This is a genomic window from uncultured Paraglaciecola sp. (genome assembly GCF_963977085.1).
Classification (GTDB): domain Bacteria; phylum Pseudomonadota; class Gammaproteobacteria; order Enterobacterales; family Alteromonadaceae; genus Paraglaciecola.
Genome location: NZ_CAXBNC010000016.1, coordinates 39,409 through 58,994, shown reverse-complemented (window position 1 = coordinate 58,994; position 19,586 = coordinate 39,409). Strand labels below are relative to the sequence as shown.

Genomic DNA, 19,586 nt, shown 5'->3' with positions numbered 1-19,586 from the left:
TTGTAATCGAAAAACGCGGAATGTATATGTTTATATTAGGAATCTTGCCAGCAAGTTTTATGCTTCAAAAACAACCGCCGATAAGCGGTTGTTTTTGAAGACAAGAATAATCAGTCGTTGCGGGTAATTGTTATAAACTGATCCATGCTTAGATCGTCTAATTGGCTTTGTTGACCATCTGGCCAAACTATCTTGACTCGTTGCAAAGCAGTCGCTTGACCCAAGCCAAAGTGTGCTTCAACAGGATTTTGAGATACGTAGTTGTTACCCGCTCTTAATTCTCGCATTTGTTCAACACCGTCAGCAGTAACATAAATACGTGCACCTAAGGCTTGAGTATTTCCTGATTTCTCTACCAGTTTAATATTTACAAAGTGGTGACTGGTGCCTGAGTTACAAAACAATTTAGGCCCTTGATTGTAATTGGCGGTATATAAATCTATATCCCCGTCTTTATCGTAATCAAAACAGACTAATCCTCGACCCATGGCTGTGTCATCAATACCTAACGCCACTGAGGATTCAGTAAAAGTGCCATCACCATTAGACATAAACAGGCGAGATGGATCCTCTTTAAACCTAAGATCAATATCGTCACCTTCCATGCCATTGACATGGAATAGGTCTAAGTGTGTGTCGTTATTAAAATCTGCAAAACATGCAGCCCATCCCCAATAACCGTCACGTACACCTGCTTCGTCAGTTTTGTCAATAAAAGTGCCATCACCTTGGTTTTGATACAGGCGATTACCTGGCGTTAATGATCCAAAATGAGTGACACCGTCTTTAAACGTAATGGCAGTGACAAACCAGTCGAGATCACCATCATTATCATAATCTCCAACGGCAGATCCCATACCCGCATTGTCACTGATAATCTCTCTGTCGGTACGATCGGTAAAAGTACCGTCTTTATTATTTCTAAAAATACGGGTGCGGTGATTGTCAGATACCAACAATAAGTCTTGCCAGCCGTCATTATTAATGTCTGCAAAGGTGGGCGTAAAAGATTTGTCCCGGCTACCGAATTGCCGCATTACCGGTGTTATGTCTGTTTCATTACTGACGTCAGTAAAAGTGTTATCCCCGTTATTTCGCCAAAAATAGGCATAGTGTTCGTTAGACTGACTACTCCAATGGGTAATGACCAAATCAAGATCATCATCCTTATCGTAATCACCCCAGGTCGCCCCAAAGTTATTGCCTGGCAAAACTAAACCTGAGTTTTCAGTGATGTCTAAAAATTTGTCATTACCTCGGTTTAAGTAAAGTTTTGGAGCAGAGCCACCGACACTACCTACAAACAAGTCCAGTAAACCATCACCATCTAAGTCACCAAATGCAGGACCACTGCCTATGGCGAGCAAATTAACATCTGCAAATTCAGCCATATCTAAAAATGAACCGTCAGCCATATTTTTTAGTAACAAGTTCTCTTGGCCATCACCGCCTACTGCATACAAATCAACCCAACCATCATTATCAAAATCTCCCGCTGCCACACCTCCAGACATACCTAAAATACCGTCTCCGTTTGGCACAGAATGGCTAAAATTTAATCCAGCTTGAGTGGAAATATCGGTAAAACTGAAGTCTGTAGTTGTTACTGTGGTTGAGTGGCAGGCGTCGGTGTCACTGCCTTGTGGCGAGGTTGAATCCACTATTACGGCAACACCACTGCGTAATGCAGGCTCTGGTGTGGCAACAATAGGGGCGCTTGAATTGTTTGATGAGCCACCGCCGCAACTCATAAGTAATATACCCAATAGGGTCGTGGATAATGTTGATTGTTTAATTTGATTCATATTTATTACTGCTAAAAGTGAAGATCTAAAAATGACTTATGATCCTGAAAATTAAGACTTGAACGTTGAATAAAATCATCAACATAATCGAGGTCATATTTATGGGCGATATTATCCTTGGGAATATCGGTCAATTGGTTAGGAAAAATGCCATAACCGGCCAAAATACAAAGCCATGAAAAAGGTGGGTAATAACTCTGTAATTTGGCTTGTTTTATCGTTTGTGTGATATCTTCTGCGGCCATCCAACCATTGACTATTCGTTTTAGTTGATTTGAAATATTCGGATTAGCCGCATTTTCTAACCAATAATCTGTGTCGTCTCTGGAGTTCAACCTATAGTGCGCCACTATGTAATCTCGTATCCCTTCAAAACGACGATTTATTAGTTGGTTAAATTCATCTTGCTGGTTATTCGAAAAGTGGCTGGTTTCATTGGCTTCAATAAAACGTTCAATGGTTTCTTGCACAAAGTGTAATGCGGTAGCTTCAAGTGGCTCAATAAACCCCTGTGATAAACCCACAGCTAGGCAGTTTCGATGCCAATGTTTTTCTACTCTTCCTACTTTCATTTTTAAGTGACGGGCTTGTACATCCGAATCTAATAAATTCAGTTTATTTCTGAGTTCAGTTTCAGCTTGATCGGCGCTGCAATGTTCGGAGCTATACACATAACCATTTCCGACTCTATTGGTAAGTGGGATGTCCCAGGCCCAGCCATATTTCATAGTGGTTGAAATTGTTTGGGATCGCAGTGGTTGGCAGGCAGGTGAGGGGATAGCAACAGCACTGTCGTTAAAAAGGTTTTCTTTAAAACTCACAAAAGGCACGTTTAGGCTTTGTTGGATCAGCACACCACTAAAACCTGAACAATCAATAAAAATATCACCGTTGATTGTATCGCCATTATCAAGCTGCAGATTAGCTATGTCTCCATTAGTTTGCATACCCACATTTAACACTTTAGCTTGAATGTGTTTAACACCTTTGGCAATCCCTTTGTTCGCTAAAAATTGACCCAATAAAGTGGCATCGAAATGATACCCGTAACCAATAGGAAAGGGAAAGTTGTGATCAGGAATAGGAGATTTGTTCTGCTCTGCCAATTTTGCTGACAAATAAAACCTGTCGGGATGGCAAGCTACGTTCAGCCCCTTACGTCTATAAACGCTGTTATAAAATAACGCAGGTGCTGAAAAAGCGTCAATTCTAGACGCAAAAGGATGAAAATAGCTTTCAAATCCTTTACGAGACGACCAACCGTTAAAGCGAATACCATTTTTGTAAGTGGCATTGCAAGCGGGCATCCATTCTTTTTCTTCGACTCCAATCTGTTCAAAAAAGGATTTGAGCTGAGGTGTTGAACCTTCGCCCACACCGATAGTGCCAATAGCGGGTGACTCCACTAAGCTAATTTGAATGCCTATTTTTTGCCATTTAACGGCCATTAAATTAGCGGACATCCAACCTGCGGTGCCACCACCTAGGATCACAATATGTTTATTGGCAATTGGCGTTGTATTCATAGTATCTGCAAAGGATTGTTAAAATTAACGGAGTTCAGTTTAATGCTGAGTTTAGACATTGGATTAATGCCTGATCGTCTTAAAAGCTATAATCCAATGTTTATACTCGAAAATAAAGAAGAGCCACATAGCGCGGCCCTTCTTCACTATCAAACTATATATTACAAGTTGTAGTTAACACCGAAATACACAGTACGTCCGAAGTATTGGATGGTACCGGTACGGTTGGTTTCACCAAAATATGAAATGTTGGGTTCGTCGGTTAAGTTGTCAACCGACACCACTGCTTGCAAGTTTTCTGAAAAGTTATACGACATCTGCGCAGAGTAAATGGTTTCCTCGTTAAAATAAGCAGATTGCTCACTACCTATGGCAATTTGTTGACTTAAGTATGGACCACGATGACGCACACTTACCCTTGCATTAAGTTTCTCATCGTAATCATAAAATAATGTTCCACTAAATACTCTGTTGGATAAACCTTCAAGTGGTGCATCTGAGCCTGCTTCACCTGGCACTGCTGATGGACGGGTAATTTCACTATCAGTATAAGACCAGTTAATGTTAATCCCTAAACCAGACCACAAATCAGGTAAAAAGCTAAAGGTTTGTGTATATGCCACTTCAATACCGCGCATATATCCCCCTTCACCATTATTTTCAGCATGAGTGTAGTTACCATCTTCAAGTTGAATAGGCACATCATTTTCGTCGAATAACGGTGGAATATCGAAACCTATTTGTGAAAGGTCAAAGTCTTTTTCAGTGACTGTACCAACAAAGTTAGTAATGTCTTTGTTCCACAAGGCGACAACAAAAGCGCCATCTGTTTCTGAGAAATAATGCTCATAGGAGATATCGATTTGATTGGCGTAAAACGGACGCAAAAACGGACTGGTTTCACTGTTGTAATCTAAAAACTGGGAACCTTCTCGTTCATTAATACTGATACCACCTACTAAGGCTAAGGTATCCATATCGGGTCGAGATAGTACTTTTGCCGCTGCAAAACGAATCAGTTGTTCTTGATTTAGTGAAAAAGTTAAATTAAGTGAAGGAAGATAATCGGTATAAGTTGTGCCTTCTGTACCTTGAACGTAGTTTGTGCTGATAAGGCCATTGTCATCAGCAATTGGATCTCCGTTACCCGGTCCAACATCAATTAAACCGGTACTCTTTTGTTCAGTTTCAACTGCGCGTATTCCGAAATTACCACGCACCGGAAAATCACCTAATTCAGCATCAATATTGGCTTGGATATAAGCCGCAGTGACGTTTTCTTCAATTACATTGTTTTGAGTTAAGGTCCAAGCGTTATTCCAATCTGTTGTAGGTGTTTGGTCTACGTTTGGGATCCAACTATCCAAAATTTGATTAACGTCTACTGCCAAATATTGAGGCATATTGGAAAAGTCACCGCCTAAACTCGAAATCGTTACTTCATCAGAAGATAACTGATAAGGCTGAAAGCGCTCTACTTCGATTGTATTTCCGTCGGCATCTTGTCCGTAGGTGATGTATTGTCCGCTACGTGAAGTTTGATCTGTTACACCGTAAACAAATCTGCCACGCTCTAATGAATACTCACGTTTTGAAGAACGCAGCCCAGCTTCAACTGAACTAATAAACTCGTTATCGAGTTCATATTTAAAATCAATTTTAATTGCATCAGATGAGTTAGATTCTATACGAGGATAAGCTTCTGCTGCGACAACCATCATATGATCTAAGTCAGTAAAATCACGATTAAAACTAACATTTGGGGATTTCAACCCATTTAACTGATATTGCACAACTAAGCCGTCATCAATTACAGGTGTGTCTATGCTGGCGTCTTCAAAGTAAGCCATACGCATTACTCTGTCTTTGCTGTCTTCGTCACCTTCAGAATGTGCAACATCCACTGTCACTGACAAATCGTCATTAACATCCCATTCTCCCTTTAAGCCCCACGAAGACACTGAGCTTTCTGTAGTTGCGTCATCGGCTTGAGTTTGTACGCGTATTCCGCCGTACTGTGAGGTGAGCGCTGGTGGTGCGTCGACCATATTATTGGGATCACGAGAAAAGGTACCGCCAAGTAAGGTATTACCCGATAAAATAGGGTTGGTTAATACACCTCCATTGGGCGTGCCACCTAAGGACGCTAATCTAACTGTAGATAAACCATCAACTCTTAATCCACGATCAAATTTTTCAGAATCAAATTTTGAATGGAAGCCGTCGAATTGAAAGCGTAAGTCATCACGGGGTTCCCAATTTAAGGCAATAACAACGGCGTTTCTGGTATCTTCACCGCCTCTGTCGTGTAATTCAAAACCATCGGAGACAAACAATTGTTCGGGTAAACCGTCATAAATTCCACCGTGTTCTGATGAAAATGAATTGTTAAGCTCTTCGCTATATTCGTCAAACTGTAAACTGATAAACTGATTTGCAACTGTAGGTTGCTTCATTAACGCTACACCTACTGATACACCAAAAGTGTCATCAAGCATCTTCGCTTGGTACGAGGCAGTAAAACGTTGGCCAATTGAATCGAGATATTCGCTATCTGATACTGCGTTATTAGTATTGCCGTGAGCCGAAAGGCGAATTTTTTGATCTTCTTCATTATCTAGTGCACTGGCTGTTTTTAATTCTACCGTGCCCGCCACGCCACCTTCTATGAGTGATGCTTTTTGTGATTTATATACCTGTGCGGCTGATATAAGTTCTGAGGGAAATTGATCAAACTCTACTGAACGTCCTCCAGAAGATGAAACTTGTTCACGTCCATTAAGTGTTGAAAGGACAAAACCACCTGATAAACCACGGATGTTTAACTCACTGGATTGACCATCGCGGCGTACAGAGGTGACACCGGGTAAACGTGTTAGCGCGTCGGCTATAGATACGTCAGGTAGACCACCAATGTCATCGGCAGATATAGCATCTACAACAGTGTCGGCAAAACGTTTTGTATTTAGAGACTTGATAACACTGCCTCTAAAGCCTTTAACTTGGATTACTTCCAATTCACTTTCTGGTTCAGCCGCAGCATCAGTTTCTTGAGCAAAGCTCGCACCAGAATGCAGGGTAAGTCCTGCTGCCAAAAGGCTGAGCGTCATTAGGCTCGGTTTAAATTTTTTCATTATATTTCTTTCCTAGTGTGTTCTAGTAACTTACAGAGCAGACACCTTTATATGAGTGGCGTCTTTGTGAACTGTAAAAATATTCGATAATCCATATCTTATTTAGGAAGTTTTAGGTGTAACGTGACGATGATAATGCTAATAGCTCGCGGCCCAAATACAACCTTTTATTAACATGCAAAAAAGCCAAAATGACGCCTAAAATCAGCTTTAATATATAAAATTCTATAAAAAACAATGAGATAAGCTTTTTTGTCGATGTATGTTGCAAATTATGAATACGTATTCATAAGTCATGTATTTCATTTACAACATATTACAATTAATCAACAATAGCCTTGCTCGAATGATCGTGGATGCGAATTCCTACGCTGAGCATGATGGTATGGACTCCTGGAATAGTTTTTTGATTACGTGACAGTGTCATTTTAATAACTAGAGAAATAACCATCGAAGCTACTAGTTCTAACATGCTAGCAGCTGAGTAACACACTTGGAGAAACCATTTATGTCTATGTACATGAAGAAACTTTTAACTACTGTACTGTTTGCATTGTCTGCAGCAGTATTGTCTAGCTGTGGAGGTGATCAAGTAGGATTGACCGGCACCGCAGATACCTTACTTGTATGTAAATCACCCGAAACAATAACAGAGGACGGTTCGGCATGTGAACTCGTCATCGTGCCTTGTAACTACCCTGAAGTGCCTAATGACTTGGGCTTGTGCGTTATGGATACAGGCGCATGGCCAGATGGCGCGAATGGCATCACTATGCCAGAACCAGAATATACGCCTAAAGACGGCGAAGTGGTGCTTTATTACGCGTTAAAAGACGCCGAGTATACAGGTTGGGGCTTGCATGCCTTTAATGAAGGACAATGTACTTCATGGTCAATGTTTGATGGACCTGGTGGCGATACAACAGGTACGAGTTGGGGGATTCCTATTGATCCAGTAGGCGTTGATCCTAATTACGGTGTGTATTGGGTAATGGATACAACTGTTAATGTCAATTGTGGTAACTGGATCCCCTATAATTTTGATGCCGGTGTACAAGTTCAATTCACTGCTATTGCGCAATTAGCAGATGAGACGGTTAATCCAACTAACCGCTTTTTCCTGCTTGAAGGTTTAGATATTGTTTTCCCTCACCCTCGTACTTTTGATTCTTTAGTGGTACCAGGCGGCTCTACACTTATTTGTGAAGAACCACAGATATTAAATGAAGCCGGTGATGCCTGTATCGATGACCCTACAGCTTTACAAACCTTTGTTCCGGGTGAAGCAACCCTTTATTTAAAAGGTTCATTTAACGATTGGACAACTAACGAAGAGTACGTGTTCGAATATGCTGATAGTGTGTATACCATGGTCGCTTCTATACCCGCTTCAGCAGATGACTATAGCTTTAAAATTGCAGATGACCTTTGGTCTGAAGCTACTTCTTTTGGGGCAACTGCCACTGAAGAAGAAGTTGTTGTTGGTGAAGGTAAAACCCTAGTGGTTGGCGAAAATGTGGGTCAAAACATCACTTTAACTGTTTCTGCAGATACGAACTACCAATTTATCTTTGATGCGACCGATCCTGAATTACCTGTTTTGACAGTAATTGAAGTGCCACTTAAGCGTGTAATGTACGTTAAAGGTACCTTAAATGAGTGGAGTAATAGCCAAGCTATGGTGTATGAGGGTGACAATATTTATAACTCTGTGTTCACCTTAGATGCAACCGATTACGAATTTAAGGTAGCGGATGCCAATTGGACAGATGATACTAACTTTGGTGCAGCTTTAGGTGATGAAATGATCGACCTTGATGTATCCAAGAGTCTAGTGTTTGGTGAAGGTGTGGCACAAAACATGACTATCACTATTGCTGAAGCGGGTAACTATAAATTTGTATTGGATGCTACGGATCCAGCAGCGCCTATTTTAACAGTTAGTACTGCGGTTCCCTATGGTAATAATGCTTTGTACCTTAAAGGCACTATGAACGATTGGTCACAGGTTGAAGGATATGGTTTGGGCTATGCTGACAATCATTATAGTTTGGTAACATTATTGGACCCTGCTACACACGAGTTTAAAATTGCTCCTGAAGATTGGAATGATGCTGCAACTGTTGGTGGCTTACCTGACAATAATGTGATTACTCTGGATGAAGCGCTTACCGTTGCAGTAAAAGATGACGGTGGTTCAGAGAACTTAAGATTTGTGGTTGATGCGTCAGCTATGTATCAGTTTGATATTGATGCAACAGATAAACATGCACCAGTATTATTGGTGAGCGAATATACACCTTTTGCCGCCCGTACTATGATGCTGAAAGGTACCATGAACGGTTGGAGTAACGATGTTGCTTACGAATTCAGTTATGCTGCCGGTATCTTTACATTAGAAACGACCTTAGACGCGGCAACACATGAGTTTAAAGTGGCTTCTGCTGATTGGGAAGATGATTCAACTATTGGTGGATTGCCTGATATGAACGTAGCACTAGCTGCGGAACCGTTAACGGTTGCCATAAAAGATGACGGTGGTACTGAAAATATAAGATTAGTCGTTGCCGAGCAAACCACTTATATCTTTACAGTGGATGCCACTATAGTAGGCGCACCTGTATTAACGATAACCGTTAAGGAATAATGGTTAACTGATGTTTTTGTAATACACAAAACTGTATAAGAAGCCGCGAGATTATCGCGGCTTTTTTGTATGTCTTGTCTCATCCTAAAATACATTGACATACAAAGGACTTCTTTATGGAAACCTCAAGTAATAAAAAGCCTAGACGCCCAACAGGTATCTCTTGATGGTCGAGAAATTCGAGTTAGTGTCTGTAAGTTTCCGTTAATGTAGTTTTCTTTGTCTTTTTTAATAAACTAATTTTTAACTTTTAATACAACCACTTACTTTAATTTTAGCGCAGATCACTTTGACCACTCCCAGTTTATCAACCTTGAATAGTCCGCTCTATTACCTTAATCTCTATTTTTATTGAACGTTCAATTAATAAAGACACCTGAAGTTACAGTCATAGCCATTCTTTAAAAGTAGTTAATAGACTTAGGTGCTGAGCTTCGATTACAAGCTACTGCTATTAATCCCATTAGCAAAAAAGCAGGCTTTATTGTCTGCATAAGGTAAAGAATAATGATAAAACCGTTTCGCAGTTTCCACCTTGTTTGTACCCTAATGTTAGTTTCTGGTTTGGCTGTTTCAGCCCAAAGTCATGCAGCAGTCAATATTATTCACGGCAAGACTATCATCCCAGGTGGTAATGCCACTTCTGATAAAGACTTAACAATCAAAAATGACAAGTTGGCGTTTTCCTTAGCGTTAGGTTCAGCGCCTCCTTGGGGGGTGGCCCGTGGTTGTATTGTGGATATTGCCAACGTTCAAAAAGATGGAGCCTTAAGCCATGATCGTGTTGCCTTCGCAGATTTTATGCCAAACAATTGGTCAAGCTGGCCGAATACTTATCAAAAGCTCGATATCATTAAAGACTCAAAGGAAGAGGCGATCGTTAAAATTACTCGGGATTTTGGTGAGGTGGTCATTAGCACTGTTTATAGCCTAAAAACTGGGTCTGATCTCATTCATGTTAAAACCACTATGACCAATGAAGGGGAAGCATTAGTCGATATGTTATCCGGTTATGCATTGTGGCCTGATGGTGGTTATAAGTTCGCGGTGCCCGGTTTTGCAGGAAAAGAAGCCTCGCTGGTGACTGAGCCTTTGGCTGACCGTTTTGTTGGTTATGGCGCAGATTGGGCGGTTGCCTTGCATGCTCCTTATATGACAGAGCTGAGATACCAATCACGGGATCTCTACACAAAACATAGCCTGCAAAAATCACAATCCATGTCATTTGAAGGTGACTATCAAGTGCTGGCCAGTGGTGACCTTGCGCCTGTGGTTAGGGCTGAGATTGAGCGTAAAAACCTGTCGTCTGGAACATTAACCGGCAAAGTGAAAACACAACAGGGTAAGTCTGTAGCTGAGCCGGCTCTTGTAGTGCTAAAAGATGGTGTGCCATACATTTGGGCACTGGGTAAGAATGGCGAATATAAGCTTGATTTACCTGTGGGGGATTATCAGGTTTACGCCACCAGTAAAGGTTATTCAGTCAGTGCAACGCAAGACATAAATATTAAAAATGCTGCAACGCAAAACCTGTCATTTAGCGATCTTTTGTCCCCAGGTGAAGTAAATATTCAGGTAACAGACGCTCAAACAAAGTCGGCATTAGACGCTAAAATTCAAATTCAAAAAGGTAACAAACCTTTGATTGAATTTTTTGGCGCAAAAACCTTTTTCACCGAGTTAAGCAACGTTGGGCAGGCAAAATTCACTTTGGCCCCTGGCGATTATCAGCTTAAAGTGTCTGCTGGTGGCGATTTTTTAGCGAAAGCTGTATTGCTTGATGTCAGCGTTGTTGCCAATAAAACCAGCCAACTGGCCAGTGCAATAGCGGTCAGTACTTATCCAACACAACAGGGCTGGTATGCCGGTGATTTGCATCATCATTCAGATGTACTTGAAGGTTCGACATCACCAGAATATCTGGTGCGTTCGCAGCTGGCAGCAGGTCTAAACGTTACTTTTGTCAGTGACCATGATTCAACTAAGAATCATACTGCTATTAAAACGCTATCGGATAAGCGTGGCATACCCTTTATTCCATCAATAGAATTCTCACCATCTTGGGGGCATTTTAACGCTTTCCCCATTGATGTTGGCGCGCAACTATCGGTAGATCCTGGGGTCGATGATATCCATGACATTATTAAAGATGCCCGGCATATGGGGGCAACAGCGGTTGCTTCTAACCATCCCTACATCCCTTATGGTTATCTAAGCAGTCTAGAGAAAAATACTGCAGTGGGTGGTTTTGACCCTAGCATTGACTTGCTGGAGATAAATGCAGTAGTGGATTATCGTCAGGTAGTTCAAAAAGCCCGCCAGTTATGGTCTGCAGGCCTGCCTTATTATTATACTGCTGGTTCTGACACCCATGATGTGTGGAATGAAACCAGCGGTCTTAACCGTATTTTTGTATATACAGGCAGTAAACCAAACCCTAAAGCCTTTGCTCAGGCGATGAAAAATGGCCGCTCCTATGTGTCGTTTGGCCCAATAATCTATCCGCAAAATGTGATGTTTGGCGACACTATAAAGCTGGCTAAAAATCAGCCTCAATCCATTAGTTTTGAGCTGTTATCAGTCAATGGTCTTAAGTCTGTGCAGTTAATTGGCAATGCAGGTGTGATCAGTGAGCAAAGCTTATCGGGCGAGAAGGCATCATTAGTATTTGATTTACCTCTAAAATCAGGGTGGTTAAGTGTAGTGGTTGAGGATAATAAGAAACACAAAGCGTTCTCAAACCCAATATGGCTGCAGTTGGTGGATAAAACACAATTCTGAAGTGTGCTAGCTAAGTTATTAAAACTATACAGGATCAAAAAAGAGGGCGTGTTCATACATGCCCTCTTTTTTTGGGCGATTGAATAGCTGTCAAACTGTCATGGATTTGTTTGCTTAGTCTCAAGCGCCTTAATTTGGCTAAGGAATTGTTCATCGCCTCCGTTTCTTAAAATCATCACTAAAGAATATTGCTGTTTTTTGGTAAATCAAATCATTCTAGCCCAATTTAAAAGGGTGATTTTATGCGGCTAGCTTATTTTATATTGAACGTTCAATTAATCAAATTTGATATTGATTGAACGATCAATTAATATAAATACTGAAATCATAATCAACCCAGTCTTGAGGATCTGCATCCACACATATAAACACACATAAACTAAACAGGATTTTCTATGAACACTAATGTGCCCATGAAGCAAAGTTTAATCGCACTCTCTGTGCTATCAGCAATCTCTATTACCTCCTTGCCTGTAATGGCTCAAGAAGTACAAGGATCACAAGCCAAAACCGAAGAACAACAAGAGCCAATGGAATCCATAGTGGTTACCGGTCGCAGTGTTTCTTACGCAAATAGCGCATCTTCTGCTGAAATGAAAAAACAGCAAACTCCTATGACAAGCGCCTTGGCTTTGATTGATAACCTGCCAGGCGTATTGGTTACTGAAGGAGACCCCTTTGGTTCCGATGAATGGTCAACAAGCATTTCAATCCGCGGCTTTGAGTTAAATTTAGCATCGCAGCAAATTGGTATGACAGTTGACGGCATTTCTAACGGTAATTCAAATTACGGCGGTGGTACAAAAGCCAGTCGTTATATCGATACTGAAAATTTACGCGCCACAGAAGTATCTCAAGGTACTGCCGACATAGGCAGTCGCTCAAATGAAGCACTGGGCGGTACGCTAGATTTCACTACTATACTTCCAGCGTTTGATGAGCAACTTACAGTCAGTACGACTTTAGGTGAGTACAATGCAAAAAAAGTCTATGTTCGCTACGATACCGGTGAAATCGCTCAAGACACCTTTGCTTGGTTGACTATCTCAAGTCAACAAAACGACGACTACATGGGCGGCTCAATAACGAACTCAAGAGATCATGCCGAAGGCAAAATAATCAGCCGTATTGGTGACGTTAATTTAACCGCTTATATCAGTTATGACGACGCTCAGGAATATACTTACCAGCGCATCTATGGCTTAGCACAATATGAGCAAAACCCAGATTGGGATGGCTTAACTGAAGTATGGACAGGCGTTCCTTATCAAGATCAGGTATGGCGTGAAGGTTGGATTACTGAGCGTGAAAATTTGTTTACTTACGTAAAAGCAGATTTTACCTTGGGTGAAGTGGACGTTAGCTCTAATGTTTATTATCACGAGAACGAAGGCGCAGGTAAATGGATCCCTTATTACATGGTGGATGTTATCGATGACGGCGCCGGCAATGCTAACTCAGAGCTAGACGCTTCTTCTACTGTATACGGCGGCGCATCTCAGGGGCTAATTTATTTTGTTGACCGTGCAGGTCAGTCACTTTCACCTATTGAAGGCTGTGCCAGTTCTATCGGCTTTCCTTATGGCGGTGCCGGAGCCGCCCTTGATCCAGGTTGTTACGAGCAAGGCGCTATGCCTGTCAGTTCTAATCGTCACACCCATTACAACAAAAAACGTTATGGCATAAATGCTGACTTTAAATGGAATACTAGTATCGCGGGTATGGAAAACACAGTACGCGGTGGTTTCTGGTATGAGGATTATCAGCGTGATGAATACCGTGATTGGCATAAAACCATTGATGCTGCATCAAGTCCTAGAGCAGAGAACAATCCTTACTGGGTCCAGTATGACCGTGAGTTCCCAGTTGAGACTTTGATGTATTACGTTGAAGATGAAATGGATGCTGGTTTTGCCAAGTTCCGTCTGGGTGCAAAGAAGTTTAATGTTGAGGTAGTTAAGGAAGATCAATTTACGCCCGCTAATGACTTGAGTGTATCCTCAGACTCTGACACTTTGTTATCAGCCGGTTTTGTTGCTCCTATGCCGTTGCGTGGCCTAGAAGTGTTTGGTGGTTATGCAGAAAACTTTGCCGCCATTAAAGATGCAGTGTTAGAGCGTGACGATACTGACTTGAGTTTAGTTGAACCTGAAACTGCAGATAACATTGACTTTGGTCTGCGTTATTCAAGCCCAGGTTTTAACGCCAGTATTACTTATTACAAAATAAAATTTGAAAACCGTATTACTTTTGTGAGTAATGAAGATGTGAATGGCATCGACTTCTTAGAAGCCGCTGCCGGAGGATACATCAACGACGGTGGTATTGAGTCAGACGGTATCGAAGCCTCTGTTGATTACAATTTTACCGATAATTTTGGTATTTACGTTTCGTATACAAAAAATGATGCTACCTACACAGACGAAGCCTACCGCGGTAATACTGTGTTAGGCAGTGCTAAAGACATGGCTGTGGTTAGCTTTGATTTCAGTAAAGGTGACTTTTACGCAGGTTTTAGCACTAAGTACGTAGGTGAGCGCTACTTAGACCAAGCCAATACCCAGAAAACTGACTCTTACATAGTGAGTGATTTGTATATTGGTAAAACGGCATACGATATTGGTGGAGCTATCGACAGTATTGAGCTGAGCTTCACAGTAAACAATGTCTTTGACCAAGATTACCTTGGCTCTATAGCGCCAAGTGCAGGCTGGATTGGTGCACCGCGTATTGCGGCGCTTAACGCTAAGTTCGTCTTGTAACAATAGGTTAATAGGTTACATGCAATAATATTGTATGTGACCTAGTTTATGTTTGGCAAAAAAGGCAATCGTCCATGATGAGATTATTAGTAATTTCTACTTTATTGTTTAGCGCTGTGCTCTGCGCCAAAGCACCAAGCCGTATTTTGTTTGGTTCTTGTTCTCATCAAGATAAAGACATGGCGATTTTTAATAGCATTATAAAGGACAACCCTGAGGTGTTTATTTTTCTTGGGGACAATATATATGGCGACACCCAAGACATGACGGTGTTGGGCAACAAATATCAAAAACTGGGCGCTAAGCCGGGTTTTAAAAAACTAAAAGAGCAGGCTGAGTTAATCGCGATCTGGGATGACCACGATTTTGGTGCTAACGACGCGGGTAAGGAATACCCCATGAAAGAAGCGTCTCGAGCGCTTATGTTGGATTTTTGGCAAGAACCTGAATACTCGCTACGCCGTACTCGTGAAGATGGCATTTATACTTCCTATCTTTATGGAGAAGGACAACAGAGTATTCGTGTCATTTTACCTGATCTGCGCTGGAACCGTGATGCCCTGTCTCATGTATCTCCCGAAGAATATTCGAGTGAACGTAAACCTAAAAAAATGGGTCCTTATAAAGCAAACAGCAATACAAACGCTAGTATGCTGGGTGAAAAGCAATGGTTATGGCTAGAACAAGAATTACAAAAACCAGGTCGGATAAAAGTTATCGGCTCTAGTGTACAATTACTGGCTGACTTTACCGGTTGGGAATCTTGGGCAAATTTCCCTGCTGATCGCCAGCGTTTGTTCAAGCTTATTAAGCAGCATAAAGTCAATGCTGTTGTACTCATAAGCGGTGATACTCATTGGGGTGAAGTTAGTTATTATGATCAGGATCTTGATTATCCGTTATGGGAGGTCACTTCTTCAGGATTAACAGAAGAATGGAAAAACGTCAGTCCCAATAAAAATCGTATTGGTCAGTTTACCAATAACGTAAACTATGGGACGCTAAATGTGAATTGGCAAAAACAAGATCCAATTATCACCCTAGGCCTTTATGATGAAGTGGGTGACGTTGTAAACGAACACAGGTTTAGGCTGTCATTGCTTGAACCTTACTAAAAATAGCAACTGTGTAGGAAAGATATGCCAAAAGTAGGAATGGAACCGATGCGTCGTCAGCAGTTGATCGATGCCACTATTGAGGTGATTGCAGATGTTGGTCTGCGAGGTGCCACAATTAACCTAATCTCTCGTCGCGCTGGAATGTCATCAGGCATTATCAGTCACTATTTTGGCAGTAAACAGGCGCTTATTGAAGCGACTGTACGTTATCTATTAACTGGCTTAAAGGATGCGTTGATTGAACGCGTAAGTCCCACGACAACACCAGAGCAAAGATTAATGCTGATTATTGAAGCAAACTTTGCGCGGCTACAGCAATTAAGTGATACCACCAAAACCTGGTTAAGCTTTTGGGCACAATCGATGCACGACGCTGAATTGCACCGTTTGCAGAATGTAAATAGCAAACGACTACTTAGTAATTTAGCCAGTTCATTTAAAAAACTAATGGGCGATGACGACGCCAAACTAGCAGCTGAGTTATGTGCTGCAATGATCGACGGCCTGTGGTTAAGAGCTGTACTCAGTAAGTCTGATCAAGATCAATTTAATCACAGTGAGCAATTAGCGAAAAATTACGTGCGTTCACTTATCAAACTGTATGGAGCTTAAATTGACGAGACCCGTTTACCAAAATTTTATTAATGGCCAATTTTTAGGCAATCAAAGTGGTGCAACATTTGGGGTTAAAAACCCAGCCACCGATGAGGTGATTTATCATGTTGAAGTCGCTGATGAATCTATTCAAAACGCCGCCATTCAAAGTGCTAAACAAGGTTTTGCTCTTTGGTCGGCACTGACACCTATTGAACGTAGTCGTATTTTATTAAAAGCCGTAACCTTGCTCCGTGAACGTAACGATGAATTGGCAAAAATTGAAGTGCTAGATACCGGTAAACCTTGGCAAGAAGCCGAATGTGTGGATGTGCAAACCGGCGCCGATGTGATTGAATATTTTGCCGGACTTGCTCCGGCACAAGTGGGACAGCAGCAAATGGTAGCCGAAGACTTTTATTATACCCGTAAAGAACCTTTAGGTATTTGTGCTGGAATTGGCGCTTGGAACTACCCATTACAAATTGCGTGTTGGAAGTCAGGCCCAGCCTTGGCTGCGGGCAACGCTTTTATCTTTAAACCTTCAGAAGAAACCCCTTTAGGCGCAATTAAATTAGCAGAAATCTACATCGAAGCAGGTGTGCCAGCTGGCGTATTTAACGTTGTGCAAGGTGCGGCTGAAGTCGGGCAGTGGTTAACCCACAGCCCTGATATTGCAAAAGTATCCTTTACCGGTGAAGTGGGTACAGGTAAAAAAGTGGTCGCCAGTGCCGCAAACTCCCTTAAAGAAGTCACTATGGAGCTGGGTGGTAAGTCGCCACTGCTGGTGTTTGATGATGCTGATGTATCACAAGCAGTGAGCGCAGCTATGTTGGGGAACTTTTACACTCAGGGTGAAGTTTGCACTAATTGTACCCGTGTTTACGTACACAAAAGCATCTATCAGCCATTTATTGAAGAGCTAAAACTCCGCACCGAACAAAATATTATTGCTGGTGATCCCCTTGATCCTAAAGTGAATTTTGGCGCGCTAATTTCAAAAAAACATCAAGATTTAGTCATGAGTTATATAGATAAAGGTATAGCCCAAGGCGCGACACTTTTAACAGGTGGTAAAATATTACATCCTGATTCCGCACCCAATGGGTATTTTGTGGCACCCACTGTGTTTATCGACTGTAGCGATGACATGACCATAGTCAAAGAAGAAATCTTTGGCCCTGTTATGAGTGTGCTGGTGTTTGAAGACGAAGACGATGTTATTCGCCGTGCTAACGACACCCATTTGGGTTTAGCAGCTGGGGTGTTTAGCCAAAATATTAAACGGGCCCACCGCGTTATCCATAAATTGAAGGCAGGTATTTGTTGGATCAATAGTTATGGTAATTCACCAGCCGAAATGCCAGTAGGCGGTTATAAACAGTCTGGTATAGGCCGGGAAAACGGCATCGAAACCCTAGATCACTACACCCAAACCAAATCAATTTATGTGGGCATGGGCAATATAGAGAGCCCGTTTTAATGGCTGTAGAAACTTATGATTACATCATAGTAGGTGCCGGCTCAGCCGGTTGTGTGTTGGCCAATCGACTATCTGCAGACAGCAGTAATAGTGTTTTATTACTGGAAACGGGTGGTAGTGATAAAAGCATTTTTATTAAAATGCCAACAGCCTTATCCATCCCCATGAATTCTGATAAATACGCCTGGCAGTTTCATACTCAAGCTGAGCCCTATTTAGATAATCGCAAAATGCATTGCCCAAGGGGCAAAGTGTTAGGCGGTTCATCGTCGATTAATGGCATGGTATACGTGCGTGGACACGCTAAAGATTTTGACGAGTGGCAACAGCATGGCGCTGAAGGCTGGGATTATCAATCTTGTTTACCTTATTTTCAAAAAGCCGAATCTTATTATTTAGGCAAAGATAGTTATCGTGGTAGTGACGGACCTTTAGGGGTGAATAATGGCAATGAAATGGCCAATCCACTTTATCAAGCCTTTATAAAAGCCGGTCAGCAAGCTGGCTATGCCAGCACTGACGATTATAATGCTGCCCAGCAAGAGGGTTTTGGCCCTATGTGTATGACAGTCAAAGACGGGGTACGCAGCTCGGCAAGTCGCGAGTATCTTGATCCAGTTAAGTCTCGAAGTAACTTAACCATAGTCACTGCTGCCTTAGCTGAAAAAGTAGTGTTAGAAGGCAAAAAAGCCGTTGCCGTCGAGTATAATGTTAATGGCAATAAAATAACTGCCAAGGCGAATAAAGAGGTAGTCTTAAGCGCTGGCTCCATAGGCTCTCCGCATTTATTACAGCTTTCAGGCATAGGTGACAGCGATACCCTAAAATCAGCCGGTATTGAGGTAAAACATCATCTACCTGGGGTTGGGCAAAACTTGCAAGATCACTTAGAATTTTACTTTCAATATAAATGTAAACAACCCATCACCTTAAATGGCAAGCTGGGTTTGATTTCTAAAGCTTTGATCGGTGCCCGTTGGTTATTAACTCGCAGTGGCCTAGGCGCGACAAATCACTTTGAGTCTTGCGCCTTTATTCGCTCAAAACCCGGCGTTGAATGGCCTGATATTCAGTATCATTTCCTACCTGCGGCGATGCGTTACGATGGTAGAAGTGCGTTTGCTGGCCATGGTTTTCAGGTACATGTGGGGCATAATAAACCCAAAAGCCGCGGTGCGGTGACTATTCAGTCAGCGGATCCAAGGGTTGCGCCTAAAATTCAATTTAATTACTTACAACATCAAGATGATATTGAAGGGTTTAGAGCCTGCGTACGTTTAACCCGTGAGATTATCGAGCAAAGTGCCTTTGATGAATATCGTAATGATGAAATTCAACCAGGAAAAGAAATACAAACTGATGAACAAATTGATGCCTTTGTTCGACAGTTCGCTGAAAGTGCATACCATCCATCATGTTCATGCAAAATGGGTGAGGACGATATGGCTGTGGTTAATTCACACACCCAAGTCAGAGGGCTTAGGGGGTTGCGGGTGGTAGATTCTTCTATCTTTCCCACCATACCAAACGGCAATTTAAACGCACCAACCATTATGGTGGCAGAAAAAGCGGCAGACTTCATTTTAGGAAAATCAGCACTGCCTCAATCGCAAGTAAAGGTTGCCAATGCAAAAGAGTGGCAAAGTGTACAACGTAGTTCAAAGATCTAAGCTGGCCACCTACAGTACCTAGATACTGTGGGGCTTGCAGTGGTGCACAGCATAAATTGTTTATGC

10 protein-coding genes are annotated in these 19,586 nt (G+C 41.9%); 7 read left to right on the top strand and 3 right to left on the bottom strand.

Annotated features, from left to right (window positions below):
* Window positions 1-110: 110 nt before the first annotated feature.
* From AAC000_RS16810 to AAC000_RS16800, 3 genes are all read right to left on the bottom strand, one after another.
* Complete coding sequence (locus AAC000_RS16810; protein ID WP_339724257.1) at window positions 111-1,805, bottom strand: CRTAC1 family protein; 1,695 nt, start codon at window positions 1,803-1,805, stop codon at window positions 111-113.
* A gap of 11 nt (window positions 1,806-1,816) precedes the next feature.
* Window positions 1,817-3,331 carry a tryptophan halogenase family protein gene (locus AAC000_RS16805; protein WP_339724255.1) on the bottom strand — a complete coding sequence of 505 codons (1,515 nt, stop codon included), beginning with the start codon at window positions 3,329-3,331 and terminating at the stop codon, window positions 1,817-1,819.
* A 161-nt stretch (window positions 3,332-3,492) separates the two neighbouring features.
* The gene (locus tag AAC000_RS16800; RefSeq protein ID WP_339724253.1) at window positions 3,493-6,465 is read right to left on the bottom strand and encodes a TonB-dependent receptor; all 2,973 of its coding nucleotides are present in this window, start codon (window positions 6,463-6,465) and stop codon (window positions 3,493-3,495) included.
* A gap of 520 nt (window positions 6,466-6,985) precedes the next feature.
* Between AAC000_RS16800 and AAC000_RS16795 the strand changes: the two genes are divergently transcribed.
* From AAC000_RS16795 to betA, 7 genes are all read left to right on the top strand, one after another.
* Window positions 6,986-9,112: a hypothetical protein gene (locus AAC000_RS16795; protein WP_339724251.1), complete on the top strand. Its 2,127-nt coding sequence runs from the start codon at window positions 6,986-6,988 to the stop codon at window positions 9,110-9,112.
* A 507-nt stretch (window positions 9,113-9,619) separates the two neighbouring features.
* Entirely contained in the window at window positions 9,620-11,893 is a 2,274-nt protein-coding gene (locus tag AAC000_RS16790) for a CehA/McbA family metallohydrolase (RefSeq protein WP_339724250.1), read from the top strand.
* A gap of 395 nt (window positions 11,894-12,288) precedes the next feature.
* Window positions 12,289-14,655, top strand: coding sequence for a TonB-dependent receptor (locus AAC000_RS16785; RefSeq protein ID WP_339724249.1), 2,367 nt, complete (start codon window positions 12,289-12,291; stop codon window positions 14,653-14,655).
* Between the two features lie 74 nt (window positions 14,656-14,729).
* Window positions 14,730-15,770 (top strand): alkaline phosphatase D family protein, encoded by a 1,041-nt coding sequence (locus AAC000_RS16780; protein ID WP_339724248.1) that lies wholly within the window; start codon window positions 14,730-14,732, stop codon window positions 15,768-15,770.
* 24 nt (window positions 15,771-15,794) lie between these two features.
* Window positions 15,795-16,385: a transcriptional regulator BetI gene (gene betI, locus AAC000_RS16775; protein WP_339724247.1), complete on the top strand. Its 591-nt coding sequence runs from the start codon at window positions 15,795-15,797 to the stop codon at window positions 16,383-16,385.
* 1 nt (window position 16,386) lies between these two features.
* Window positions 16,387-17,850, top strand: a complete 1,464-nt coding sequence (betB, locus tag AAC000_RS16770; protein WP_339724245.1) for a betaine-aldehyde dehydrogenase — start codon at window positions 16,387-16,389, stop codon at window positions 17,848-17,850.
* Window positions 17,850-19,520, top strand: coding sequence for a choline dehydrogenase (betA, locus tag AAC000_RS16765; protein ID WP_339724243.1), 1,671 nt, complete (start codon window positions 17,850-17,852; stop codon window positions 19,518-19,520). The genes betB and betA overlap by 1 nt, the downstream gene beginning before the upstream one ends.
* Window positions 19,521-19,586: the final 66 nt, after the last annotated feature.